This window comes from Azospirillum halopraeferens DSM 3675 (genome assembly GCF_000429625.1).
In the GTDB taxonomy this organism is placed as follows: domain Bacteria; phylum Pseudomonadota; class Alphaproteobacteria; order Azospirillales; family Azospirillaceae; genus Azospirillum; species Azospirillum halopraeferens.
Genome location: NZ_AUCF01000014.1, coordinates 155,721 through 178,243, shown reverse-complemented (window position 1 = coordinate 178,243; position 22,523 = coordinate 155,721). Strand labels below are relative to the sequence as shown.

Here is a 22,523-nt window from a genome sequence, read left to right as displayed (position 1 = left end):
GGTGCGGGATCGCAGGTGGTGGTGGGCGACGGCAGCGCCCAGACCATCGTGCTGGGCGCCGACGACGACACCCTGCGCGGCGGCGGCGGCAACGACGTCATCGGCTCCGAGGGCGGTGACGACGTGCTGTACGGCGACGACGGCGACGACACGGTGACCGGCGGCATCGGCAACGACATCCTGTACGGCAATCGGCAGGACGACGTGCTCTACGGCAACCGGGGGGACGACACCCTGTTCGGCGGGCAGGATCAGGACACGCTGTTCGGCGGCCAGGACCGCGACGTGCTGCACGGCAACCACGGGGCGGACGTGCTGTACGGCAACCTGGGCGACGACGTGCTGTACGGCAACCGGGATGCCGACACGCTGTTCGGCGGGCAGGGGGCGGACACCCTGTTCGGCGGGCAGGGCGGCGACGTGCTCTACGGCGGCCTGGGCGACGACGTGCTGGTGGGCGGCCAGGGGGCGGACACCCTGACCGGCGGCCAGGGGGCCGACACCTTCCGCTTCAACGGGCCCGCCGACGGCGGCGACGTGATCACCGACTTCGAGTCGGGAAGCGACCGCATCGCCATCTACAGCCCCGGCTTCGGGCTGACCCTGACGGGCACCCTGCCGTCCGGCCACTTCGCCCTGGACGCTCCGGCCGGGACCCTGCCCACCTTCGTCTTCAACACCCGCACGGGCGAGCTGTCCTTCGACGCCGACGGCAACGGCGCCGGCGCCGCCGTGGCCATCGCAACCCTCAACGTACGGTCGCTCTCCGCATCCGACATCGTGCTGGTCGGTCCCGGGGGGTGATACCGGCGGCATCTGAAGGATGCCGCCGGTATCACCCTCTCGATCAAAGCTAACGCATTGATCTGCCGGGCTTTACGGTCGGCAATTGATGGAAGTGATCAATTGCCGACCGTATGATACGGCCGGCACCCTCCTTCATGGCCGGCCGGGGGCGGCGCGCGCAGCGCCGCGGAAGGGCGGCTCCGGCAGGCCCGGGACGTCCACCTCCACGGCGAAGACGCCACCGGCGTGGGGTTCGGCACGGCGGCGCGCGTCGTCGAACCCTTCGCGGGCCGTGGTGACGTAGAGGGTGCGCAGGTCCGGGCCGCCCAGCGCCGGGCAGCTCGGCTGCGACACCGGCAGCGGGATCGATCGCTCCTCGCTGCCGTCGGGACGGTAGCGCACGACCCGCCCGCCGCCCCACAGCGCGCACCAGACATGGTCCTCGGCGTCGACGATGGCGCCGTCGGGGGACTCGGCGCGGCCCGAGAGGTCGACGAAGACCTCCGCCGGGCCGGCCGGCAGGCCGCTGGCGGGGTCCAACGGCCAGCGCCGGATCACCCCGGCCGCGGTGTCCGCGAAATAGCCGGTGCCGCCGTCGGCGGAGAAGCAGCAGGCGTTGGGGATCGTCAGCCCGGAGCGCACGGGCGTCACCGCCTGCCCGTCGTAGCGGTACAGCGTGCCCAGGCCGGGTTCGGCCCGCCGCCCCATGGTGCCGACCCAGAAGGCGCCGTGCCGGTCGACGCGGCCGTCGTTGGACCGGGTGCGGGCGTCCTGCGCCTCCAGCGGGTGGCGGGGCAGGACGGCGCCGGTGTCCAGGTCGATCTCCAGGAAACCATCGGCCCCGGCGGCGATCACCCGGCTGCGGTCGATCCGGCCGAGGGCCGAGACCGGGCCGTCAAGGCTCCACCGGCGCAGGGCGCTGCCGTCGCCGGCCATGGCGTAGAGCGCGTGCCCGAGGATGTCGACGAACAGCAGTTCCCCGCGCTCGGGGTGCCACAGCGCGCCCTCGCCCAGTTCGCAGGCGCAGTCGGCGACCAGCCTCATGACGGTCCTCCCGGCTTGATGTCCGGAGAGCCGGTCCCCAGCGCGTCGGCGACGCGGTCGGCGCCGCGGCGGATGACGCGGCGCATGACGGCGCGCGCACCGTCCTCGTCCCCCGCCTCGATGGCGGCGGCGATGCTGCGGTGCTCCGCGGCGGAGGCGGCCATCTTGGCGGGATCGTCGGCGGGCGAGGAGATCCGCAGGGCCGCCGCCAGCGCCGCCTCGATCAGCGCGCTGATGGAGCGCATGAAGGGGTTGCCCGACGCCCGCGCCACCACGAGGTGGAACTCCAGGTCGTGGTGGGCGAAGGCGGCTGCGGTGTTGGACGGGGCGGCCATGCGGTCGGCCATGCGGTAGAGGTCGGCCACGTCGGCGGCGGAGCGTCGGCGGGCCGCCAGGGCGGCGGCTTCCGGCTCCAGCGCCAGGCGGACCTCGGCCAGGCTGTCGAGGAACGGCCGGTCGACGCCGCTCTCGATGTGCCAGGCCAGCGTGTCGGGATCGAACAGGTTCCACCGCGACCGCTCCAGCACCCGCGTGCCGATGCGCGCCCTGGCCTGGATCAGGCCCTTGGCGGCCAGCGTCTTCATGGCCTCGCGCAGCACCGTGCGCGACACGCCGAAGCGGGCGAGCAGCACGGCGTCGCTGGGCAGCACGCTGCCCACCGGGAAATGCCCGCCGATGATCTGCTGGCCCAGTTCGCGGACCACATGGGCGTGATGGGTGCGCGCCGCCGGGCGGCCGAGCGTGGCGATGGCGATGGAATGGTCGTCCATGTCAGGTCGCGCTCCCGGCGCTCGGTCTGCGGGCCGACAGCCAGACCAGGGCCCGCTGCTGGACGATGAAGCCGAAGAGCAGGGCGCCGATCACGATCTTGGTCCACCAGCTCGACAGGGTTCCGTCGAACACGATATAGGTCTGGATCAATCCCTGCATCAAAACACCCACGAAGGTGCCGGCGACGAAGCCGGCCCCGCCGGTCAGCAGCGTGCCGCCGATCACCACCGCGGCGATGGCGTCCAGTTCCACCCCCACCGCCGCCAGCGGATAGCCGGCCGAGGTGTAGAGCGAGAAGACGATGCCGGCGAGCCCCGCCGTAAAGCCCGACAGGGCGTAGACCGCGATCGTGGTGGCGCCGACCGGCACGCCCATCAGGGCCGCCGAGGTGCGGTTGCCGCCCAGCGCGTAGACGTTGGCGCCGAAGCGCGTGCGGTGGGCCAGGATGATGCCGGCGACGGTGACGGCGACCATGACGCCGGCGATCAGGGTCAGACGGCCGCCGCCGGGAAGCCGCCAGTAGAGCTGCTGCAGGGTGGCGTAGAAGGCATGCTCCACGGGCAGCGAGTCGGTGGTGAGGACGAAGGCCATGCCGCGCGCCAGGAACATGCCGGCCAGCGTGACGATGAAGGGCGGCATCTCCAGATGGTGGATCATCGCCCCCATGACCGCCCCGCCCGCGGTGGCGACCGCCAGGGCGAGCGCGAAGGCGACCAGCGGGTGGACGCCGGCGCGGCCGATCAGCACCGCCAGCAGCACGCCGGTGAAGGCGATGACCGAGCCGACCGACAGGTCGATGCCGCCGGACAGGATGACGAACGTCATGCCGACCGCGACGATGCCGAGGAACGCGTTGTCGGTCAGCAGGTTGGCCGCCACGCGCGTGGACAGCATGGCGGGGAACTGAACCACGCACACGGCGTAGGCCAGGGCGAAGATCGCCAGCGTGGCCACCAGGGGCAAGGTACCGGCGTTGAACAGGCGCACGTTGAACGGGCGGGCGTTGAGCATGCCGGCGTCGGGGATGCGGGTGGTCATGGCTCAGCGCCTCCGCGTGATGCCCGTCCGGGCGGCGATCGCGGCGGCGATCCGCCCGGCCTGCGGCGATTGCAGGACCAGGATGACGACGACGATCGCCGCCTTGAGGATCAGGTTGAACTCCGGCGGGAAGCCCGAGATGAGGATGCCGGTGTTCATGGCCTGGATGATGAGGGCGCCGACGATGGACATCAGGATCGAGAAGCGGCCGCCGAGCAGCGACGCACCCCCCAGCACCACCGCCAGGATGGCGTCCAGCTCCAGCCACAGGCCGGCGTTGTTGGCGTCGGCGCCGCGGATGTCGGCGGCGACGATGACCCCGGCGAGGGCGGCGCAGAACCCCGACGCGACGTAGACGGCGATCAGCACGACGCGGACGTTGAGGCCGGCCTGGACGCTGGCCCGCCGGTTGACGCCGATCGCCTCGATGAACATGCCGAGCGCCGTCCGGCGCACCAGCAGCACCGCCGCCGCCGCCAGCACCGCGGCGATCACCACCGGCATCGGCATGCCCGCGACGGCGCCCGAGCCGATGAAGATGAGGGATTCGTCGACGAAGGTGACGATGGCGCCCTCGGTGACGAGCTGGGCGATGCCGCGCCCGGTCACCATGAGGATCAGCGTGGCGACGATGGGCTGGATGTCGAGCACGGCCACGAGGATGCCGTTCCACAGCCCGCACAGCACGCCGGCCCCCAGCGCCGCGGCCAGCGCCACGGCCAGGGGCTGACCGTCGGCGATCAGCGTCGCCGCCACCGCACCCGACACCGCCATGACCGCGCCGACCGACAGGTCGACGCCGCCGGTGGCGATGACCAGCGTCATGCCGATGGCGAGGATCGCCACCGGCGCGCCGCGGTTGAGAACGTCGATCAGGCTGCCGTAGAGGCGGCCGTCGTTGACGGTGACGTCGAAATAGCCGGGAAAGGCCAGCCAGCTCGCCAGCAGGATCAGGGCCAGGACGGAGAACCGGGGCAGCGCGCCGGCCAGGGCGCGGGTGGCGGTGCCGGGCATCATGCGGCCTCCGTTCGGTCGTCGGCGCCGCCGGCTGCGATGGTGCGCATGATGGCCGTGGCGGTCAGGGCGCCGCCCGCCAGCTCGCCGACGTGGCGGCGATCGCGCAGGACGACGATGCGGCTGGAACAGACGACGAGTTCGTCGAACTCCGACGAGATCACCACCAGCGACATGCCGCCGTCGCACAGCCGGTTGATCAGCCGGATGATCTCGGCGTGGGCGCCCACGTCGATGCCGCGGGTCGGTTCGTCGAGGATCAGGAAGCGCGGCTCCGTGGCCAGCCAGCGGGCCAGCACGGCCTTCTGCTGGTTGCCGCCGGACAGCAGCTTCACCGGCTTCTCGATGTCGGTGGTGCGGATGTCCAGCGCCGCGACGAAGCGGTCGGCCAGCTCCGCCTGCTCGGCCCGCGACAGGGGCCGCAGCCAGCCGCGGCGCGCCTGGAGGGCCAGCACGATGTTCTCGCGCACCGACAGGTCGCCGACGATGCCGTCGGTCTTGCGATCCTCCGGGCAATAGCCGAAGCCCAGCGCCACCGCGTGCCGCGGCGAGGCGATGCGCACGCTCCGGCCGTCGATCCGCACGGTGCCGCTGTCGGCGGCGTCGAGACCGAACAGCAGGCGCGCCGTCTCCGTGCGCCCGGACCCCAGCAGACCGGCGATGCCGATCACCTCGCCGGGGCGGATGGCGAGGTCGAAGGGCTCCACCGACCGGCGGCGGCCGTACCCCTCGAAGGCGATGGCCGGCGCCGCCCCGGCCGCGGCCGCCGGCCGGCCGGGGCCGCTCTCCACCTCCTCCAGGTCGCGGCCCAGCATCATCTGCACGATCGCCATGGGGTCGGTGTCGGCCACCGCCACCGTGTCGATGCGCCGGCCGTTGCGCAGCACGGTCACGCGGTCGGCCAGGGCGAAGACCTGATCGAGGAAATGGGTGATGAAGATGATGCCGAGCCCGCGCGCCTTCAGCCGGCGCACCACGGCGAACAGGGTCTCCACCTCCTGCCGGTCGAGGCTGGCCGTCGGCTCGTCCAGGATCAGCACCCGGCCGGACAGGTCGACGGCGCGGGCGATGGCGACGATCTGCTGCACCGCCACCGAGAACCGCCCGAGCGGCGCCGCCACGTCGATGGCGAGGCCGTAGCCGGCCAGCAGGGTGCGCGTGTTGCGCTCCATGGCGCGGCGGTCGACCAGACCGAAGCGGCGGGGCTGGCGGCCGAGGAAGATGTTCTCGGCCACCGACAGGTTGGGCAGGAGGTTGACCTCCTGGTAGACGGTGCCGATGCCAAGCGCCTGCGCCCCGGCGGTGTCGTGGGGCGCCACCTCCGCGCCGTCCATCAGGATGGTGCCGGCGTCGCGCCGGTGGACGCCGGTCAGCACCTTGACCAGCGTCGACTTGCCGGCCCCGTTCTCGCCGAGCAGCGCGTGCACCTCGCCGGCGCGCAGGGTGAAGTCGACGCCGTCCAGCGCCGTCTGGCCGAGGAAACTCTTGCCGAGTCCCCGGGCCTCCAGGAGGGGGGAAGGATGGGCCATGGCGGCTCCGTGCAAACGAAGGGCCCTCCCCCGGGCGCAGCCGGGGGAGGGAGGATTTCGGCTCAGTACCCCATGCCCTTCTTCTCCTCGTACACGCGCCGGGGATCGTCGTCCCGGGTGTAGAGGCGGGATTCCGTCTGGATCCACTTCGGCGGCTCCTTGCCGGTCTCCTTGAAGGCGACCAGGGCTTCGAAGGCCGGGCCGGCCATGTTGGGGGTCAGCTCCACCGTCGCGTTGGCTTCGCCGTTGGCCATGGCCATGAAGATGTCGGGCACCGCGTCGATGGAGACGACCAGGATGTCGCTGCCCGGTTTCAGCCCCGCCTCCTTGATCGCCTGGATGGCGCCCACCGCCATGTCGTCGTTGTGGGCGTAGAGGGCGCAGATGGACCGGCCGCCGTCCTCGGCCTTGAGGAAGCTCTCCATCACCTCCTTGCCCTTGGTGCGGGTGAAATCGCCGGTCTGGCTGCGCACCACGGTGATGTTGTCGTGCTTGGCGACGATCTCGTCGAAGCCCTTCTTGCGGTTGATCGCCGGGCTGGAGCCGACGGTCCCCTGCAGCTCCACGACGCGGCAGGGCTTGTCGCCGACGGTCCCGGCCAGCCACTCCCCGGCGACGCGCCCCTCGTGCACCGTGTCGGAGGTGACGGCGGTCAGGTAGAGGCTCTTGTCCGCGTCGATGGTGCGGTCGAGCAGGACGACGGGGATCTCCGCCTCCCTGGCCTCCTTCAGCACGCTCTCCCAGCCGGTGGCGACGACGGGGGCGAGCAGGATGGCGTCCACGCCCTGCGCGACGAAGGAGCGGATCGCCTTGATCTGGTTCTCCTGCTTCTGCTGGGCGTCGGCGAACTTCAGGGTGATGCCGCGCTTTGCGGCTTCGCTCCTGGTGACCGACGTCTCCGCCGCCCGCCAGCCCGATTCCGAGCCGATCTGCGAGAATCCGACCGTCATGTCGGCGGCGTGAGCGGCCGTGACCATGCAGGCGCACGCAACCGCGAGCGGCGCCAGGCGCTTCATCGGGACCATCCGGTGTCCTCCCTTGGGTTGGGTTCACCCCGGGCGCGCCATGCGCGGCGCCACGCCCGCCTCGCGGGCGGCTTTTGTCTGCCGGGGTGGAAAAAGCATATTGTATGACTTTTCGAAACGCAAGTACGCGAACAGTCTGTGATGAAAATAATTCGCGGTTCGACGTCCGGAGCGGGTGGGACGGGGCATCGGACGCCCTATGGGGCGCTTGACGCCCGGGAAGCCGTTACAGGCTGAGGCACAGCCTGTAATACCGCTACGACGGCGTGCGCCCGGTCGGGTACGATAACGAGCGGGGCAAGGGCGATCACCGCCACATCCGGGGCGAGGAATCGCCCTAGGTCTATGTCTCGGCGCGCAAGCTTCTGGCCGACTTTCCGGCCGATGTGACGGTAATGCGAGGGTCCTTATGAGCAAGCTCACACTGCATGCGGGCGAGGATGTCGGCAAGGCGGCTCAGCGGTTCATCGACGCCCGGGAGCGCGCGGAGCGCGGCGAGGACGTCGAGTCGGAAACCCATGTCACGTTCGAGAGCTGGGCAGGGCTGGCAGCAGTGCTGTCGCCCAAGCGGGTGGAGTTGCTGCGCCACGTCCACCGGCATCCCGCAGCCACCGTCGCCGACCTCGCACGCGCCCTCGGCCGCGACTACAAACGGGTGCGGGAGGACGTGGACGTGCTGGCCGCCGCCGGCCTCATCGAACGAACCGCCGACGGCGTGCGCGCCGACTATGACGAGATCAGGACGGCCATTGCCCTTTAGGCCACCGGTGCGCACGCGTCACCCGGCGGCACTCCCCGACCCCGCCTCCCGCGCGTCCAGCGGCCGTGACACCAGGTCGTACAGGGTGCGGGCGGCCGGGGTGAGGGTTCGGCCGGCGGCGAGCAGCAGGGCGTAGGGCTCCACCTCCGGGCGTTCCTCCAGCGGCAGGATGCAAACCGGGGCGGCCGGGGCGCCGAAGGCGGAGAAGAAGGCGGCCACCGGGGCGGCCATCGGGGCCACCGCGTTGGTCTGGTTGACCATCACCAGCGTCAGCAGGATCGACGAGGTGTTGAGCACCTTCCCCGGCAGCGGGATGCCGCGGGCCACCAGCTCCGCCTCCAGCGTGGTGCGCAGCAGCGTCCCCTCCAGCGGCAGAACCCAGTCGTAGTCGACCGTGTCGGCCAGCCTCAGCACGGGCCGGCGCAGCAGCGGGTGGCCGGAGCGGACGATCAGGCGCACCGGCTCGGGCGCCAGCACGCGCTCGCGGAACAGGGCGGGGCTGAGGTGGCGCGGGCGGCGCGCCAGGGCGAAGTCGAGGCTGCCGTCCAGCAGCTTGCCGGCCAGCACGTCGCTGGTCGCCACCTCCATGTTCACGGCGATGGCGGGATGGGCGACGCGCGCGGCGCGGATGGCCGGCAGCATGTGCTCCACCGCCGGCCCGGTCACCGCGCCCACGTTGACCGTGCCGCCGGCGCCGGCGGCGATCTCCGCCAGCTCGCGCTCCGCCTGGCCGATCGCGTCCAGGATGTGGTGGACGCGCCGGGCCAGCGCCTCGCCGCACACGGTCAGCACGATGCCGCGGCTGGTCCGCTCGTACAGCTTGGCCCCGGCGATCCGCTCGGCTTCCGCCGCCAGCCGCGACGCCGCCGGCTGCGACACGCCCAGCGCGTCGGCGGCGGCGCTCATCTGGCCGGTGCGGGCCAGCGCGCGGAGCAGGCGCAGATGGCTGATCTTCAGGCCGCGGCGCAGGAAACGGCTGTCGGCGGCGTCGTCCACGGCGGCCTCATCGCTTACTGTTATAACAATTCAGATATGGGATCGTCAGATCTACTGATTTGACCCGCATAAGGCAAGGATCGATCCTGCCCGTCGGAATGAACGGACCGCCGGCCGAACGGCGTCCCCATCCGACAGGGAGGAGCACGTGAAGATCGCCAAGACCGTCCTGGCCGCTCTGGCCATGACCTCCGTCCTGCTGGCCGGCACGGCCGGTGCGGCGGACAAGGGCTATGTGGGAATCGCCATGCCCACCAAGTCCTCGGCCCGCTGGATCGCCGACGGCGGGAACATGGTGCGGTATTTCCGGGACGCCGGCTACACCACCGACCTGCAATACGCCGAGGACGACATCCCCAACCAGCTCGCCCAGATCGAGAACATGATCGTCAAGGGCGTCAACGTGCTGGTCATCGCCGCCATCGACGGCACCACCCTGTCGCAGGCGCTGCAAACCGCGGCCGACAGCGGCATCAAGGTCATCGCCTACGACCGGCTGATCCGCGGCAGCGCCAACGTCGACTACTACGCCACCTTCGACAATTTCCAGGTCGGCGTGCAGCAGGCGGAATCGCTGGTGCAGGGCCTGCGCGGGCGCGGCCCCGGCCCCTACAACGTGGAACTCTTCGGCGGCTCGCCCGACGACAACAACGCCTATTTCTTCTACAACGGCGCCATGTCGGTGCTCCAGCCGCTCATCGACGCGGGCGAGGTGGTGATCCCCTCGGGCCAGGCGGGCATGGACAAGGTGGGCACGCTGCGCTGGGACGGCTCGGTCGCCCAGGCGCGCATGGACAATCTGCTGAGCGCCCACTACGGCGGCGGCCGCCGGCTGCACGGGGTGCTGTCGCCCTACGACGGCCTGTCCATCGGCATCCTGTCATCGGTCAAGGGCGTCGGCTACGGCTCCGGCAACCTGGCGATGCCCATCATCACCGGCCAGGACGCCGAGCTGCCGTCGGTGAAATCCATCCTCGCGGGCGAGCAGCACTCCACCGTCTTCAAGGACACGCGCGAACTCGCCAGGGTCACCGTCGGCATGGTCGACGCCCTGCTGAAGGGCGGCACGCCGGAGGTCAACGACACCACGACCTACGACAACGGCGTCAAGGTCGTGCCCTCCTATCTGTTGAAGCCGATCCCGGTCGACGCCTCCAACTGGGAGAAGGTGCTGGTCGGCAGCGGCTATTACACGGTGGAACAGATCCGGCCGTGAGTTCGGGAGTCGCATCGGGCCCCGCCCGACCCTCTCCCCGTCGACGATGGGGGGTGGGTCGGGCGGGAGCCCCGGCGCAACCACTCCCACCCAACCCCCCGGAGCCCGGACCATGCCCCCCCTGCTTGAGATGCGCGGGATCACCAAGACGTTTCCCGGCGTGACCGCGCTCGCCGGCGTCACCATCCGCATCGACCCCGGCGAGATCCACGCCGTGGTCGGCGAGAACGGCGCCGGCAAATCGACGCTGATGAAGATCCTCAGCGGCGTCTATCCCCACGGGTCCTACGAGGGGACCATCGTCTTCGACGGCGCCGAGCGCACCATCCGGTCGATCCGCGATTCGGAGCGGCTGGGGATCATCATCATCCATCAGGAACTGGCGCTGATCCCGCTGCTGTCCATCGCCGAAAACATCTTCCTCGGCAACGAGCGGGCGACGGCCGGCGTCATCGACTGGCGCGAGACGCACGCCCGCACCCGCGACCTGCTGGCCCGCGTCGGCCTGGCGGAATCGCCGCGCACCCTGTGCGGGCGCCTCGGCATGGGCAAGCAGCAGCTTGTCGAGATCGCCAAGGCGCTGGCCAAGGAGGTGCGGCTGCTGATCCTCGACGAACCGACGTCGAGCCTCAACGAGACCGACAGCGAGGCGCTGCTGGAGCTGCTGCTGCAGCTCAAGGCGCGCGGCATCGCCTCGATCCTGATCTCCCACAAGCTGAACGAGGTGGCGCGGGTCGCCGACCGCATCACCGTGCTGCGCGACGGGGCGTGCGTGCGCACGCTGGACTGCCGCGACCGCACCATCGCCGAGGACGAGATCGTCCGCGACATGGTCGGCCGGCCGCTGACCGACCGCTTCCCCCCGCGCAGCGCGACGGTGGGCGAGCCGGTGCTGGAGGTGCGCGGCTGGACCGTGCGCCATCCCACCCAGCCCGACCGCTCGGTGGTCGACGGCGTCGACCTCACGGTGCGCCGCGGCGAGGTGGTGGGGATCGCCGGGCTGATGGGCGCCGGCCGCACCGAGCTGGCGATGAGCCTGTTCGGGCGCAGCTACGGCCGGTGGACCGCCGGCACCATGCGCATCGGCGGCCGGCCGGTGGACGCCGCCACCCCGCGCGCCGCCATCGACGCCGGCCTGTGCTACGTCACCGAGGACCGCAAGCACTGCGGCCTGCTGCCGGACGAGTCCATCCGCCGCAACATCCCGCTGTCCAACCTGGAGGGCATCGCCCGCTTCCTGGTGGTGGACGATCACCGGGAGCTGGCGGTCGCCGACGGCTTCCGCCGGCGCATGGCCATCAAGAGCCCGTCGGTGGAGCAGAAGACCGGCACCCTCTCCGGCGGCAACCAGCAGAAGGTGGTGCTGTCGCGCGCCCTCTTCGCCGACCCCCGGGTGCTGGTGCTGGACGAACCCACCCGCGGCATCGACGTCGGCGCCAAGTACGAGATTTACCGGATCATCAACGACCTCGCCGCCGCCGGCACCGGCATCCTGATGATCTCGTCGGAGATGCCGGAACTGCTGGGCATGTGCGACCGCATCTACGTGATGAACGAAGGCCGCTTCGTCGGCGCGCTGCCGGCGGCCGAGGCGACGCAGGAAAAGATCATGCACATGATTATCGCAAGGAACGGGTGACCCCATGACCTCGGTTCAGGACAGCCGGATCCCCGCTCGCCCGCGGGCCGCCGCGTACCTCGGGTTCATCCACGGGCACCTGCGCGAATACAGCATCCTGATCGCGCTGGTCGCGATCATGGCGTTCTTCCAGGTGGTCACCGACGGCATCCTGCTGCGGCCGATCAACCTGACCAACCTGGTCCTGCAGAACAGCTACATCATCATCATGGCGCTGGGCATGCTGCTGGTGGTGGTGTCCGGCCACATCGACCTGTCCGTCGGGTCGGTCATGGGGTTCATCGGCGCTCTGGCAGCGGTGCTGATGGTGCAGTTCGGCGTCCACTTCATCATCGCCGGCGCCATCTGCCTGCTGACGGGCTGCCTGATCGGCGCCGCCCAGGGGTACTGGATCGCCTATTTCCGCATTCCCTCCTTCATCGTCACCCTGGCGGGCATGCTGGTGTTCAAGGGCCTGTCGCTGGCCCTGCTGCAGGGCCAGTCGCTGGGGCCGTTCCCCGAGGGGTTCCGGCTGCTCAGCTCCGGCTTCGTGCCCGACATTCCCGGCGTGGAGGGGTTCAACCTCCTGTGCCTGCTGGTCGGGGCGGGGCTGGCGGCGGCGATGGTGGTGATGGCCCTGCGCGGCCGCGCCCGCGACCGCCGGCACGGCACCGCCGACGAGCCGGTCGCGGTCTTCGCGCTCAAGCACGGGCTGATCGCCGCGGCGATCGTCTATCTCGCCTGGCTGATGGCGGAGTACCGCGGCCTGCCCAACGTGCTGATCGTCATGGCGCTGCTGATCGCCGTCTACAGCTTCGTCACCGGGCGGACCACCATCGGCCGGCGCATCTACGCCATCGGCGGCAACGAGAAGGCGGCGCGCCTGTCCGGCATCCCGACGGAGCGGCTGACCTTCCTCACCTTCGTCAACATGGGCTTCCTGGCCGCGCTGGCCGGGCTGGTGTTCGCCGCCCGCCTGAACACCGCCACGCCCAAGGCCGGCCTCGGCTTCGAGCTGGACGTGATCGCCGCCGTCTTCATCGGCGGGGCATCCATGAGCGGCGGGGTCGGCACCATCATGGGGGCCGTGGTCGGCGCCTTCATCATGGGCGTGACCAACAACGGCATGTCCATCCTCGGCATCGGCATCGACTGGCAGCAGCTCATCAAGGGTCTGGTGCTGCTCGCCGCCGTCATCTTCGACGTCACCAACAAGTCCCGCGACTGAAAGGCGCACGCCATGTTCGTTTCGCAGATCCGCGACCGCGACGGCCGCACCCGCGTGGTGGCCCGCGACGGCCACGAAGCCTACCTCGTCCGCGGCGCCGACAGCGTCTACACCCTGGCCCTGGAGGCCGTGCGGGCCGGAACCACCCTGGCCGACCGCATCGGTGCCTGCGGCTTCGACGAGGCGGTGGACCTCGCCCGCGCCGGCGAGGAGGAGCGCATGCTCCCCCCCGTCACCCACCCCGACCCCGCCCACCTGCACCTGACCGGCACCGGCCTGACCCACCTGGGGTCGGCGGCGGCGCGCGACGCCATGCACCAGGCGGCGGCGGACGCGGAAGAGACGATCTCCGACTCCATGCGCATGTTCCGCATGGGGCTGGACGGCGGCAAGCCCGCCCCCGGCCGGATCGGCGTCCAGCCCGAATGGTTCTACAAGGGCAACGGCTTCGCCGTCGCGGCCCCCGGCGCGCCGCTGGTGTCGCCGGGCTTCGCCGAGGACGGCGGCGAGGAGCCGGAGATCGCCGGCGTCTACGTGGTGGCCGATGACGGCACGCCGGCGCGCATCGGCTTCGCGCTGGCCAACGAGTTCTCCGACCATGTGCTGGAGCGGCGGAACTACCTGTACCTTGCCCACTCCAAGCTGCGCCCCTGCTCTTTCGGGCCGGAGATCCTGGTGGGCCCGCTGCCCGCCGACCTGCGCGGCACCTCGCGCATCCGCCGCGGCGGCCGCACCGTGTGGGAAAAGCCCTTCCTGTCGGGCGAGGCCAACATGTCCCACACCATCGCCAACCTGGAGCACCATCACTTCAAGTACGCGCTGTTCCGGCAGCCCGGCGACGTCCACGTCCACATGTTCGGCACCGCCACCATCTCGTTTGCCGACGGGATGCGCGCCGAGCCCGGCGACGTCTTCGAGATCGAGGTGGCCGCCTTCGGCCTGCCCCTGCGCAACCCCCTGGTCGGCGAGCCGGCACCGGACGGCAGGGCGGTGGCGGTCAGGGTGCTGTAGAACGATCGTGGCCCTCCCCCGCCCCCGGCGGGGGAGGATCGGGCGGGAGCCCGACGCGACGACGCATTGGAAGGAGAGCATCCCGTTGACCATCCATCGCAATCTGATCGGCGGCGCCCCGGCGGGCGAGGACGGACGGCCGAACATCAACCCGTCCGACACTACGGACGTGGTCGGCCTGTACGCCCGCGCCACGGCGGACGACGCCCGCGCCGCCTGCGCCGCGGCACGGGCGGCGTTTCCCGCCTGGTCGCGCTCGGGGCCGATGCAGCGCCACACCATCCTCAAGACCGCGGCGGCCGAGATCGCCGCGCGCAAGGACGAGCTGGGAACCCTGCTGGCCCGCGAGGAGGGCAAGACCCGCGCCGAAGGCATCGGCGAGGCGCTGCGCGCGTCCCAGATCATGGAGTTCTTCGCCGGCGAGGCGCTGCGCCTGACCGGCGATCTGGTGCCCTCGGTGCGGCCCGGCGTCGAGGTGGCGGTGACGCGCGAGCCGGTGGGCGTCGTCGGCGTCATCACCCCGTGGAACTTCCCCATCGCCATCCCCGCCTGGAAGCTGGCGCCGGCCCTGTGCTACGGCAACACGGTGGTGTTCAAGCCGGCGGAGCTGGTGCCGGGCTCCGCCTGGGCCCTGGTCGACATCCTGCACCGCGCCGGCCTGCCCGACGGCGTCCTCAACCTGGTGATGGGCACGGGGGCCGAGGTCGGCCAGGTGCTGCTGGACAGCCCGGACGTGGACGCGCTGACCTTCACCGGGTCGGTCCCCACCGGCCGGCGGGCGGCGGCGGCCTGCGCGCAGCACATGCGCAAGATGCAACTGGAGATGGGCGGCAAGAACCCGCTGGTGGTGCTGGACGACGCCGACCTGGAGACGGCGGTGGAGTGCGCGGTCAACGGCGCCTTCTATTCCACCGGCCAGCGCTGCACCGCGTCGTCGCGCCTGATCGTCACCGCGGGCATCCACGACGCCTTCGTGGCGGCGGTGGTGGAGCGGCTGCGCGGCCTCACCGTCGATCACGCCCTGAAGGAGGGCACGCACATCGGCCCGGTGGTGGACGAGCGCCAGCTTGCCGGCGACCTGTCCTACATCGATCTGGGCCGGCAGGAGGGGGCGCACCTGGCCTTCGGCGGCGAGCGGCTGGACCGCGCCACCCCCGGCTTCTACCTGCAACCGGCGCTGTTCACCGAATGCAGCAACACCATGCGCATCTGCCGGGAGGAGATCTTCGGCCCCGTCGCCGCGGTGATCCGGGTGCGCGACTACGACGAGGCGCTGGCCGTGGCCAACGACACCCCCTTCGGCCTGTCGGCGGGCATCTGCACCACCGCCCTGAAGCACGCCACCCATTTCCGGCGCAACGCCCGGGCGGGGATGGTGATGGTCAACCTGCCCACCGCCGGCGTCGACTTCCACGTCCCCTTCGGCGGCTGCAAGGGGTCCAGCTACGGCCCGCGCGAACAGGGCCGCTACGCCGCAGAGTTCTTCACCACCGTGAAGACGGCGTATCTCGCTGCGTAAGGAAACGGCATCATGACGTTCAGGAAGGCGGACTGGCCGCGCCGGCTGCGCTCGGCCGAATGGTTCGGCGGCACCAGCCGGGACAACATCTATCACCGCTCCTGGATGAAGAACCAGGGGCTGCCCGCCGACCTGTTCGACGGCCGGCCGGTCATCGGCATCTGCAACACCTGGTCAGAGCTGACCCCCTGCAACGCCCACCTCCGCGACCTGGCGGAGCGGGTGAAGCGCGGCGTCTGGGAGGCGGGCGGGCTGCCCCTGGAGTTCCCGGTGTTCTCGCCCGGCGAAAGCTCGCTGCGCCCCACGGCGATGATGTACCGCAACCTCTGCGCCATGGATGTGGAGGAGGCGCTGCGCGCCAACCCCGTCGACGGCGTCGTCCTGATGGTGGGATGCGACAAGACCACGCCGGCGCTGCTGATGGGGGCGTGCAGCGTCGACCTGCCGGCCATCGTCGTCAGCGGCGGGCCGATGCTGAACGGCAAGTGGCGCAACACCGACGTCGGCTCCGGCACCGCGCTGTGGCAGATGAGCGAGATGGTGAAGTCCGGCGAGTTGACCACCGCCGACTTCCTGGAGGCGGAGCAGTCCATGTCCCGCTCCCCCGGAAGCTGCAACACCATGGGCACGGCGTCGAGCATGGCGTCGATGGCCGAGGCGCTGGGGATGGCCCTGTCGGGCAACGCCGCCATCCCCGCGGTGGACAGCCGCCGCCGGGTGCTGGCCCAGTTGGCCGGGCGGCGCATCGTCGACATGGTGAAGGACGACCTGAAGCCGTCGGACGTGCTGACGCCGGCCGCCTTCGCCAACGCGATCCGCACCAACGGCGCGGTCGGCGGCTCGACCAACGCGGTGGTCCACCTGCTGGCCATCGCCGGCCGCGTCGGGGTGGAGCTGACGCTGGACGACTGGGACCGGCTGGGCCGCGACGTCCCCACCATCGTCGACCTGATGCCGTCGGGCCGCTTCCTGATGGAGGAGTTCTTCTACGCCGGCGGCCTGCCGGTGGTGCTGAAGGCCCTGCTGGACGCCGGGCTGCTGGACGGCGACGCGCTGACCGTGTCGGGCGGCACCATGGCGCAGGAGGTGGCCGGCGCGCAGAACCGGAACGAGGAGGTGATCCGCCCCCTGCACCGGCCGCTGACGCCGCAGGGCGGCATCGCCGTGCTGCGCGGCAACCTCGCCCCCAACGGCGCGGTGATCAAGCCCTCCGCCGCCACGCCGGAGTTGATGCGCCACCGCGGCCGCGCCGTGGTGTTCGAGGACATCGACGATTACAAGGCGCGCATCAACGATCCCGACCTCGACATCGACGAGACCTGCGTCATGGTGCTGAAGAACTGCGGCCCCAAAGGCTATCCCGGCATGGCGGAGGTCGGCAACATGGGCCTGCCGCCCAAGGTGCTGCGCCGGGGCGTCAAGGACATGGTCCGCATCTCCGACGCGCGCATGTCCGGCACCGCCTACGGCACCGTGGTGCTGCACACGGCCCCGGAGGCGGCGGTCGGCGGCCCGCTGGCCATCGTGCGCAGCGGCGACATGATCGAGCTGGACGTGCCGGCGCGGCGCCTGCACCTGGATGTGCCGGACGCCGAGATCGCCCGCCGGCTGGAGGACTGGCGGCCGCCCGCCGCGCCGGCCGGCGGCGGCTACGCCCGCCTCTTCCACAGCCATGTGGAAGGCGCCGACACGGGCGCCGACTTCGACTTCCTGAAAGGCTGCCGCGGCCGCGCCGTCGGCCGCGACTCCCACTGACGGACCCTGCCATGCCCTCCGAGCCCCACAGGATCGCGATCGTCGGCGTGGGCAAGATCGCCCGCGACCAGCACCGCCCGAGCATCGCCGGCAATCCCGCCTTCACGCTGGCGGCGACGGTCAGCCGCCACGGCTTCTTCGACGGCGTGCCCGCCTACACCGACCTGGACGCGATGCTGGTGGCGCGGCCGGACGTGACGGCGGTGGCCCTGTGCACGCCGCCGCAGGTGCGCCACGCCCTGGCGGCCCGCGCCATCGCCGCCGGCCGCCACGTGCTGCTGGAGAAGCCGCCGGGCGCCACCCTGTCGGAGGTGGAGGACCTGACGCACCGCGCCGCCACGGCCGGCGTGACCCTGTTCGCCACCTGGCATTCCCGCTTCGCCCCGGCGGTGCCGCGCGCCGCGGCGTGGCTGGCCGGGCGCACGGTACGGCGCGTCGCCGTCACCTGGAAGGAGGACGTGCGGCGCTGGCATCCGGGGCAGGAATGGATCTGGCAGGCCGGCGGGCTGGGCGTGTTCGACCCCGGCATCAACGCCCTGTCGATCCTGACGGCCATCGCGCCCTTCCCGCTCCGCCTCGAATCCGCCGTGCTGGAGGTGCCGGAGAATCGCGAGACGCCGATCGCGGCGCGGCTGGCTTTCGCGAGCGAGACCGGCGCCGACATCACCGCCGACTTCGACTGGCGGCGGGAGGGGACGCAGATCTGGGACATCCGCGCCGAAACCGACGCCGGGGTGATGCTGCTCCGCGACGGCGGGCGGCGCCTGGAGGTGGACGGCGCGGTGCTGCTGGACGAGCCCGACGCCGAGTACGCCGGCATCTACGCCCGCTTCGCCGCGCTGCTGGCCGGGGGCCGCTCGGACGTGGACCTCGCACCGCTGCGCCTGGTGGCCGATGCCTTCATGATCGGCCGGCGGACCACCGTCGCCCCCTTCGTCGACACGCCCGCCCCGTGATGCAGGACCCGCGCGGCGCGTGCCGCGCGGGGTGGCGGGCCCATGACCGCGACGGAACGCCGGTCACGCCGTCAGGAAGGCCAGCAGGTCGGCGTTGAGTTGGTCCTTGTGGGTGTCCGCCAGGCCGTGCGGCGCGCCGGGATAGACCTTCAGCGTCGCGTGCGGGATCAGCCGCGCCGCGGCGCGGCCGGCGGCGTCGATGGGCACGATCTGGTCGTCGTCGCCATGGACGATCAGGGTCGGCCGGTCGAACTTCTTCAGATCCTCCGTGAAGTCGGTCTCCGAGAACGCCTTGATGCAGTCGTAGGCGTTCTTGTGGCCGGCCTGCATGCCCTGCAGCCAGAAGGCGTCGATCATCCCCTGCGAGACGGTGGCGCCCGGCCGGTTGAAGCCGAAGAACGGCCCCGACGCGATGTCGCGGTAGAGCTTGGAACGGTCGGCGAGGCTGGCGGCGCGCAGGCCGTCGAACACGCTGACGGGCAGGCCGCCGGGGTTGGTGGCGCTTTGCACCATCTGCGGCGGCACCGCGGCGATCAGGCCCAGCTTGGCGACACGGCCGGTGCCGTGGCGGCCGACGTACCGGGCGACCTCGCCGCCACCGGTGGAAAAGCCGAACAGCGAGACGTCCCGCAGGTCCAGCGCCTCGATCACCTGCGCCAGGTCGTCGGCGTAGTGGTCCATGTCGTTGCCGTCCCACGGCTGGCCGGAGCGGCCGTGGCCGCGGCGGTCATGAGTGACGACCCGGAAGCCGTTGGACGCGAGGTGGAACGCCTGCGACTCCCAGCTGTCGGCGTTCAGCGGCCAGCCATGGCTGAGGATGACGGGCGGACCCGACCCCCAGTCCTTGAAATAGATCTCGACGCCGTCGCGGGTGGTGATGGTGTTCATGGTCTTTCCTCCATTCGGGGTGCGGGGAGATGCCGCGGCCGGCCGGCCGGCGACGGGTGCCATCACGGACAGGGCGGCCAGGCCGGAGCCGGCGGCGATGACGCTGCGACGCGATGGCGTGCGTGCGGTGGTGCTCATGGTCTGCTCTGTATGATCGTGTGCGATTTGGTCGTGCGCTATATAAAACACCGGCGCGATCCGATGTCAAGCGTTTGCGATTTGATCGCGCGCGACCTATATGATCACGATCGCGTGAAGGAGCTGCATCGTGCCGAACCCCGCCACCCCGCCCCCGCAGGACGACACCCCCCTGACGCCGGGCGACGACATCCTGAAATTGGGCGAGTTCCTGTGCTTCGCCATCTATTCCGCCGGCCACGCGTTCAACCGCGTCTACAAGCCGCTGCTGGACCGGATCGGCCTGACCTACCCCCAGTACCTCGTGATGGTCCTGCTGTGGGAAGAGGACGGCCGGACGGTCGGGAGCCTGGGCGAAAAGCTGCTTCTGGAATCGAGCACACTGACGCCGCTGCTCAAGCGGCTGGAGGCTCTGGGGCACGTCCGGCGGACCCGGGATCCCGCCGATGAACGGCAGGTCCGGGTGTCCCTGACCGATCAGGGGCGTGCCCTGCATGAACCGGCGCTGGCGATCCCCCGCTGCATCCTCGACGCGTCGGGCATGCAGGCGGGAGACCTTGAACGGCTGCGCGCCGAGATCACGGCTCTGCGCGACTCCCTGCTGCGCCGCGGCCGGTGACCGGGCTGCGTGCGCCGGTCCGGAGTCCCTGAGACGGACCCGGAATTGGCGACAGGCGCCCGCGGCGACAGTGCGGCCGCGGCCGTAGCGTTCGCGGGTGACGGGCAGGGGGCGGCGTGACAGGGTCGGCGCACGCCATCCGCCACGGACCGCCGCCGATGACCGCATCCGCCCTGCCCGCCCCGTCCCCCGCCCCGTCTCCCGCCATTGCCCGCGAGCTGGCGCTGCTCGCCCTGCTCGCCACGCTGTGGGGCGCCTCCTACACCTTCATCAAGCTGGGGGTGGCGACCATCCCGCCGGTGACGCTGATCGCGGCGCGCACGCTGATCGCCGGGCTGGCGCTGCTGGCGCTGCTGCGGCTGCGCGGGGTGGCGCTGCCATCCGACGGCGCCACCTGGCGGGCGTTCGCGGTGCAGGCGGTTCTGAACAGCGCCCTGCCCTTCACCCTGATCGCCTGGGCGGAGCTGCGGGTGGACGCCTCGCTGGCGGCGATCCTCAACGCCACCACGCCGGTCTTCGCCTTCCTCATCGCGCTGGCCCTGCCGGGTCGGGGCGACACCGGCCCGCGCAAGCTGTTCGGGGTGGCGGCGGGGCTGGCCGGGATCGTGCTGGTCATCGGCCCGCGGGCGCTGGAGAGTGCCGGCGGCGACCTGTGGGCGGAACTGGCGGTGGTCGCCGCCACCGTCGCCTACGGCGCCGCCGCGGTCTACGGCGCCCGGTTCCGGGGGATGGATTCCATGGTGCCGGCGGCGGGGTCGCTGCTGTGCGGGGCGGCGCTGCTGGTCCCCCTCGGGCTGGTCCTCGACCGGCCGTGGACGCTGGACCCCTCCGCCACCTCGCTGGTGGCGCTGGCGGCGCTGGCGCTGCTGTCCACCGCGCTGGCCTTCGTGATCTACTTCCGCCTGTTCCGCACGCTGGGGCCGGTGGGGGCGACGGCGCAGGCCTACCTGCGCGTTCCCGTCGGCGTCGCCATCGGCGTCCTGGCGCTGGGCGAAGCACCCGCCCCCACCGCCTGGCTCGGCCTTGTCCTGATCGTCGGCGGCGTCGCCGCCATGACCGCACCCGCACCCCGAACCGGAGACCGCCCATGATCGCCGTCATCTTCGAAGTCCGCCCCGCCGAGGGGCAAAGCGACCGCTATCTCGACCTGGCCGCCCGCCTGCGGCCGGAGCTGGAGACCATCGACGGGTTCCTCTCCATCGAGCGCTTCCGCAGCCTGAGCGACCCGGACAAGATCCTGTCCCTGTCGTTCTGGCGCGACGAAGCGGCGGTGACCGCCTGGCGCACCCACGCCGGCCACCGCGCCGCGCAGGCGCAGGGCCGCGGCGGCGTCTTCGCCGATTACCGCCTGCGCGTGGCCGCCGTGGTGCGCGACTACGGCCCGGACGACCGCGAACAGGCGCCGCCGGGCTGAAGCGGCGGGCGGCAACGGCAACGGAATCCTCTCCTGTCTGTTACGCACCAAGGTTCATTCCCCTTCCGGAGAGGACGATGTCATCATTTCACCGTGCCGTTCTGGCGACGGCGGCCGTGTTCGCCCTGACCGCCTGCGCGGCGAATTCCGACGTGTCCGACCTCGCGCTGCCGACGGAAAGCTTCGGCGCCTCGGCCGCCGCGGGCGATGCCTCCGGCGCGTCGGCGGCCACGACCTTGACCGTCACCGACCAGTCGTTCCTGACCCAGGCCGCCTACGGCGGGTTGGCGGAAGTGGCGACCGGGCAGCTCGCCGCGGAGCGCGCCGCCAGCCCGACCGTGCGCGACCTCGGCCGGCGCATGGTCAGCGAGCATGACATGGTGAACCGGGAACTGATGGCCCTGGCGCAGGCCAAGGGCATGTCGCCCCCCACCGCCCCCGACATGGGCCGCCAGGCCACGGCGGCGGCCCTGGGCACGCTGGAAGGGGCCGAGTTCGACCGGCAGTACCTGCAACAGCAGCTTGCCGAACACGCCGTGGCCATCGCCCTCTACGACGCGCAGGCGCGCGGGGTCGGCGATCCCGACGTCCGCGCGTTCGCGGCCCGCTGGTTGCCGGCCCTGCGCGACCACGAGCGGCAGATCCGCGCCATGGCGGCGCCGACCGCCGGCCTGATGCGCTGACCGGCTGCGCCATGAACCGCACCGCCGCCGGCGCCGTCGCCGGCATCACCGCCACGGTCGCCATGACCGCGGCCATGCGCCTGATGTTCCGCGCCCTGCCGGAGCACGACCGGTACCCGCTGCCGCCGCGGCTGATCACCGATCGCACCTTCGGCCCCACCGGGCTGCCGGCGGCGGCGGGGGAGCGGGGCCGCCGGGACCTGGCCCTGGCGGCCCACTACGCCTACGGTGCCGCCACCGGCGCGCTCTATCCCGCGGTGGCGCAACGGATCGGCGGCCCGCCGATGGCCAGCGGCATCGGCTACGGACTGGCGGTGTGGGCGGCCAGCTATCTCGGCTGGCTGCCCGCTGCCGGCATTCTCACCCCCGCCACCCGCCACCCGCCGGCCCGCAACACCCTGATGCTGGCGGCGCACGTGGTGTGGGGTGCCGTCACCGGCATCGTCGCCGCCCGTCTCGCCGCCGGCCATCGCACCACCCAACGGCGGGAATCCGTACACCGGGGAGTCCCATGA

22 protein-coding genes are annotated in these 22,523 nt (G+C 71.6%); 14 read left to right on the top strand and 8 right to left on the bottom strand.

Going from position 1 to position 22,523, the window contains the following annotated elements:
- The coding region (locus G472_RS33430) for a calcium-binding protein (RefSeq protein WP_211100198.1) at positions 1-804 on the top strand (804 nt) is incomplete at its 5' end.
- A 135-nt stretch (positions 805-939) separates the two neighbouring features.
- Here the strand turns inward: G472_RS33430 and G472_RS33425 are convergent.
- The 6 genes from G472_RS33425 to ytfQ all read right to left on the bottom strand — a co-directional run bounded on the left by G472_RS33425 (position 940) and on the right by ytfQ (position 7,207).
- Entirely contained in the window at positions 940-1,830 is an 891-nt protein-coding gene (locus tag G472_RS33425) for an SMP-30/gluconolactonase/LRE family protein (protein WP_035692511.1), read from the bottom strand.
- Positions 1,827-2,600 (bottom strand): FadR/GntR family transcriptional regulator, encoded by a 774-nt coding sequence (locus G472_RS33420; RefSeq protein WP_051340856.1) that lies wholly within the window; start codon positions 2,598-2,600, stop codon positions 1,827-1,829. Before G472_RS33420 ends, G472_RS33425 begins: the two co-directional genes overlap by 4 nt.
- A 1-nt stretch (position 2,601) precedes the next feature.
- A complete protein-coding gene (gene yjfF / locus G472_RS0115245; RefSeq protein WP_169732815.1) occupies positions 2,602-3,639 on the bottom strand; it encodes a galactofuranose ABC transporter, permease protein YjfF in 1,038 nt (345 codons plus the stop codon).
- Positions 3,640-3,642: 3 nt separating this feature from the next.
- Entirely contained in the window at positions 3,643-4,656 is a 1,014-nt protein-coding gene (locus G472_RS0115240) for an ABC transporter permease (RefSeq protein ID WP_029009091.1), read from the bottom strand.
- Positions 4,653-6,182, bottom strand: coding sequence for a sugar ABC transporter ATP-binding protein (locus G472_RS0115235; protein ID WP_029009090.1), 1,530 nt, complete (start codon positions 6,180-6,182; stop codon positions 4,653-4,655). The genes G472_RS0115240 and G472_RS0115235 overlap by 4 nt, the downstream gene beginning before the upstream one ends.
- A 62-nt stretch (positions 6,183-6,244) precedes the next feature.
- A complete protein-coding gene (gene ytfQ / locus G472_RS0115230; protein ID WP_156927131.1) occupies positions 6,245-7,207 on the bottom strand; it encodes a galactofuranose ABC transporter, galactofuranose-binding protein YtfQ in 963 nt (320 codons plus the stop codon).
- Positions 7,208-7,616: 409 nt separating this feature from the next.
- Here ytfQ and G472_RS0115225 point away from each other — a divergent pair, with 409 nt between their 5' ends.
- Positions 7,617-7,967: an HVO_A0114 family putative DNA-binding protein gene (locus G472_RS0115225; RefSeq protein ID WP_029009088.1), complete on the top strand. Its 351-nt coding sequence runs from the start codon at positions 7,617-7,619 to the stop codon at positions 7,965-7,967.
- 18 nt (positions 7,968-7,985) lie between these two features.
- On the opposite strand, the gene G472_RS33415 is transcribed toward G472_RS0115225, so the two are convergent.
- Positions 7,986-8,963 carry a LysR family transcriptional regulator gene (locus G472_RS33415; protein WP_051340855.1) on the bottom strand — a complete coding sequence of 326 codons (978 nt, stop codon included), beginning with the start codon at positions 8,961-8,963 and terminating at the stop codon, positions 7,986-7,988.
- 148 nt (positions 8,964-9,111) lie between these two features.
- On the opposite strand from G472_RS33415, the gene chvE reads away from it, so the two are divergent.
- The 7 genes from chvE to G472_RS0115185 all read left to right on the top strand — a co-directional run bounded on the left by chvE (position 9,112) and on the right by G472_RS0115185 (position 18,266).
- A complete protein-coding gene (gene chvE / locus G472_RS0115215; protein ID WP_029009087.1) occupies positions 9,112-10,179 on the top strand; it encodes a multiple monosaccharide ABC transporter substrate-binding protein in 1,068 nt (355 codons plus the stop codon).
- Between the two features lie 46 nt (positions 10,180-10,225).
- Complete coding sequence (gene mmsA / locus G472_RS0115210; protein WP_425387988.1) at positions 10,226-11,818, top strand: multiple monosaccharide ABC transporter ATP-binding protein; 1,593 nt, start codon at positions 10,226-10,228, stop codon at positions 11,816-11,818.
- A gap of 4 nt (positions 11,819-11,822) precedes the next feature.
- Positions 11,823-13,025 (top strand): multiple monosaccharide ABC transporter permease, encoded by a 1,203-nt coding sequence (gene mmsB, locus G472_RS0115205; RefSeq protein WP_029009085.1) that lies wholly within the window; start codon positions 11,823-11,825, stop codon positions 13,023-13,025.
- Positions 13,026-13,037: 12 nt separating this feature from the next.
- On the top strand, positions 13,038-14,036 hold the full coding sequence (gene araD1 / locus G472_RS0115200; RefSeq protein ID WP_029009084.1) for an AraD1 family protein: 999 nt from the start codon (positions 13,038-13,040) through the stop codon (positions 14,034-14,036).
- 85 nt (positions 14,037-14,121) lie between these two features.
- On the top strand, positions 14,122-15,555 hold the full coding sequence (locus tag G472_RS0115195) for an aldehyde dehydrogenase family protein (protein ID WP_029009083.1): 1,434 nt from the start codon (positions 14,122-14,124) through the stop codon (positions 15,553-15,555).
- 12 nt (positions 15,556-15,567) lie between these two features.
- A complete protein-coding gene (gene araD / locus G472_RS0115190; RefSeq protein ID WP_029009082.1) occupies positions 15,568-17,310 on the top strand; it encodes an L-arabinonate dehydratase in 1,743 nt (580 codons plus the stop codon).
- Positions 17,311-17,321: 11 nt separating this feature from the next.
- Positions 17,322-18,266: a Gfo/Idh/MocA family protein gene (locus G472_RS0115185; protein WP_029009081.1), complete on the top strand. Its 945-nt coding sequence runs from the start codon at positions 17,322-17,324 to the stop codon at positions 18,264-18,266.
- A 63-nt stretch (positions 18,267-18,329) separates the two neighbouring features.
- Here G472_RS0115185 and G472_RS0115180 read toward each other — a convergent pair whose 3' ends face one another.
- On the bottom strand, positions 18,330-19,292 hold the full coding sequence (locus G472_RS0115180) for an alpha/beta fold hydrolase (RefSeq protein WP_029009080.1): 963 nt from the start codon (positions 19,290-19,292) through the stop codon (positions 18,330-18,332).
- Positions 19,293-19,422: 130 nt separating this feature from the next.
- Here G472_RS0115180 and G472_RS0115175 point away from each other — a divergent pair, with 130 nt between their 5' ends.
- The 5 genes from G472_RS0115175 to G472_RS33405 all read left to right on the top strand — a co-directional run bounded on the left by G472_RS0115175 (position 19,423) and on the right by G472_RS33405 (position 22,523).
- Complete coding sequence (locus tag G472_RS0115175; RefSeq protein WP_425387987.1) at positions 19,423-19,911, top strand: MarR family winged helix-turn-helix transcriptional regulator; 489 nt, start codon at positions 19,423-19,425, stop codon at positions 19,909-19,911.
- A 158-nt stretch (positions 19,912-20,069) separates the two neighbouring features.
- Positions 20,070-21,002, top strand: a complete 933-nt coding sequence (locus G472_RS0115170; RefSeq protein WP_051340854.1) for a DMT family transporter — start codon at positions 20,070-20,072, stop codon at positions 21,000-21,002.
- Positions 20,999-21,325 carry an antibiotic biosynthesis monooxygenase family protein gene (locus G472_RS0115165; protein ID WP_029009077.1) on the top strand — a complete coding sequence of 109 codons (327 nt, stop codon included), beginning with the start codon at positions 20,999-21,001 and terminating at the stop codon, positions 21,323-21,325. The genes G472_RS0115170 and G472_RS0115165 overlap by 4 nt, the downstream gene beginning before the upstream one ends.
- Positions 21,326-21,402: 77 nt before the next feature.
- Complete coding sequence (locus tag G472_RS33410) at positions 21,403-22,008, top strand: DUF4142 domain-containing protein (RefSeq protein WP_051340853.1); 606 nt, start codon at positions 21,403-21,405, stop codon at positions 22,006-22,008.
- 11 nt (positions 22,009-22,019) lie between these two features.
- A complete protein-coding gene (locus G472_RS33405; RefSeq protein WP_051340852.1) occupies positions 22,020-22,523 on the top strand; it encodes a hypothetical protein in 504 nt (167 codons plus the stop codon).

What these genes read in the sequence shown, in the direction of transcription:
- G472_RS33425 (WP_035692511.1), bottom strand. Translation starts at nt 1,830, where the DNA reads ATGAGGCTGGTCGCCGACTGCGCCTGCGAACTGGGCGAGGGCGCGCTG.
- G472_RS33420 (WP_051340856.1), bottom strand. Translation starts at nt 2,600, where the DNA reads ATGGACGACCATTCCATCGCCATCGCCACGCTCGGCCGCCCGGCGGCG.
- yjfF (WP_169732815.1), bottom strand. Translation starts at nt 3,639, where the DNA reads ATGACCACCCGCATCCCCGACGCCGGCATGCTCAACGCCCGCCCGTTC.
- G472_RS0115240 (WP_029009091.1), bottom strand. Translation starts at nt 4,656, where the DNA reads ATGATGCCCGGCACCGCCACCCGCGCCCTGGCCGGCGCGCTGCCCCGG.
- G472_RS0115235 (WP_029009090.1), bottom strand. Translation starts at nt 6,182, where the DNA reads ATGGCCCATCCTTCCCCCCTCCTGGAGGCCCGGGGACTCGGCAAGAGT.
- ytfQ (WP_156927131.1), bottom strand. Translation starts at nt 7,207, where the DNA reads ATGGTCCCGATGAAGCGCCTGGCGCCGCTCGCGGTTGCGTGCGCCTGC.
- G472_RS0115225 (WP_029009088.1), top strand. Translation starts at nt 7,617, where the DNA reads ATGAGCAAGCTCACACTGCATGCGGGCGAGGATGTCGGCAAGGCGGCT.
- mmsA (WP_425387988.1), top strand. Translation starts at nt 10,226, where the DNA reads ATGGGGGGTGGGTCGGGCGGGAGCCCCGGCGCAACCACTCCCACCCAA.
- mmsB (WP_029009085.1), top strand. Translation starts at nt 11,823, where the DNA reads ATGACCTCGGTTCAGGACAGCCGGATCCCCGCTCGCCCGCGGGCCGCC.
- araD1 (WP_029009084.1), top strand. Translation starts at nt 13,038, where the DNA reads ATGTTCGTTTCGCAGATCCGCGACCGCGACGGCCGCACCCGCGTGGTG.
- araD (WP_029009082.1), top strand. Translation starts at nt 15,568, where the DNA reads ATGACGTTCAGGAAGGCGGACTGGCCGCGCCGGCTGCGCTCGGCCGAA.
- G472_RS0115185 (WP_029009081.1), top strand. Translation starts at nt 17,322, where the DNA reads ATGCCCTCCGAGCCCCACAGGATCGCGATCGTCGGCGTGGGCAAGATC.
- G472_RS0115180 (WP_029009080.1), bottom strand. Translation starts at nt 19,292, where the DNA reads ATGAGCACCACCGCACGCACGCCATCGCGTCGCAGCGTCATCGCCGCC.
- G472_RS0115170 (WP_051340854.1), top strand. Translation starts at nt 20,070, where the DNA reads ATGACCGCATCCGCCCTGCCCGCCCCGTCCCCCGCCCCGTCTCCCGCC.
- G472_RS0115165 (WP_029009077.1), top strand. Translation starts at nt 20,999, where the DNA reads ATGATCGCCGTCATCTTCGAAGTCCGCCCCGCCGAGGGGCAAAGCGAC.
- G472_RS33410 (WP_051340853.1), top strand. Translation starts at nt 21,403, where the DNA reads ATGTCATCATTTCACCGTGCCGTTCTGGCGACGGCGGCCGTGTTCGCC.
- G472_RS33405 (WP_051340852.1), top strand. Translation starts at nt 22,020, where the DNA reads ATGAACCGCACCGCCGCCGGCGCCGTCGCCGGCATCACCGCCACGGTC.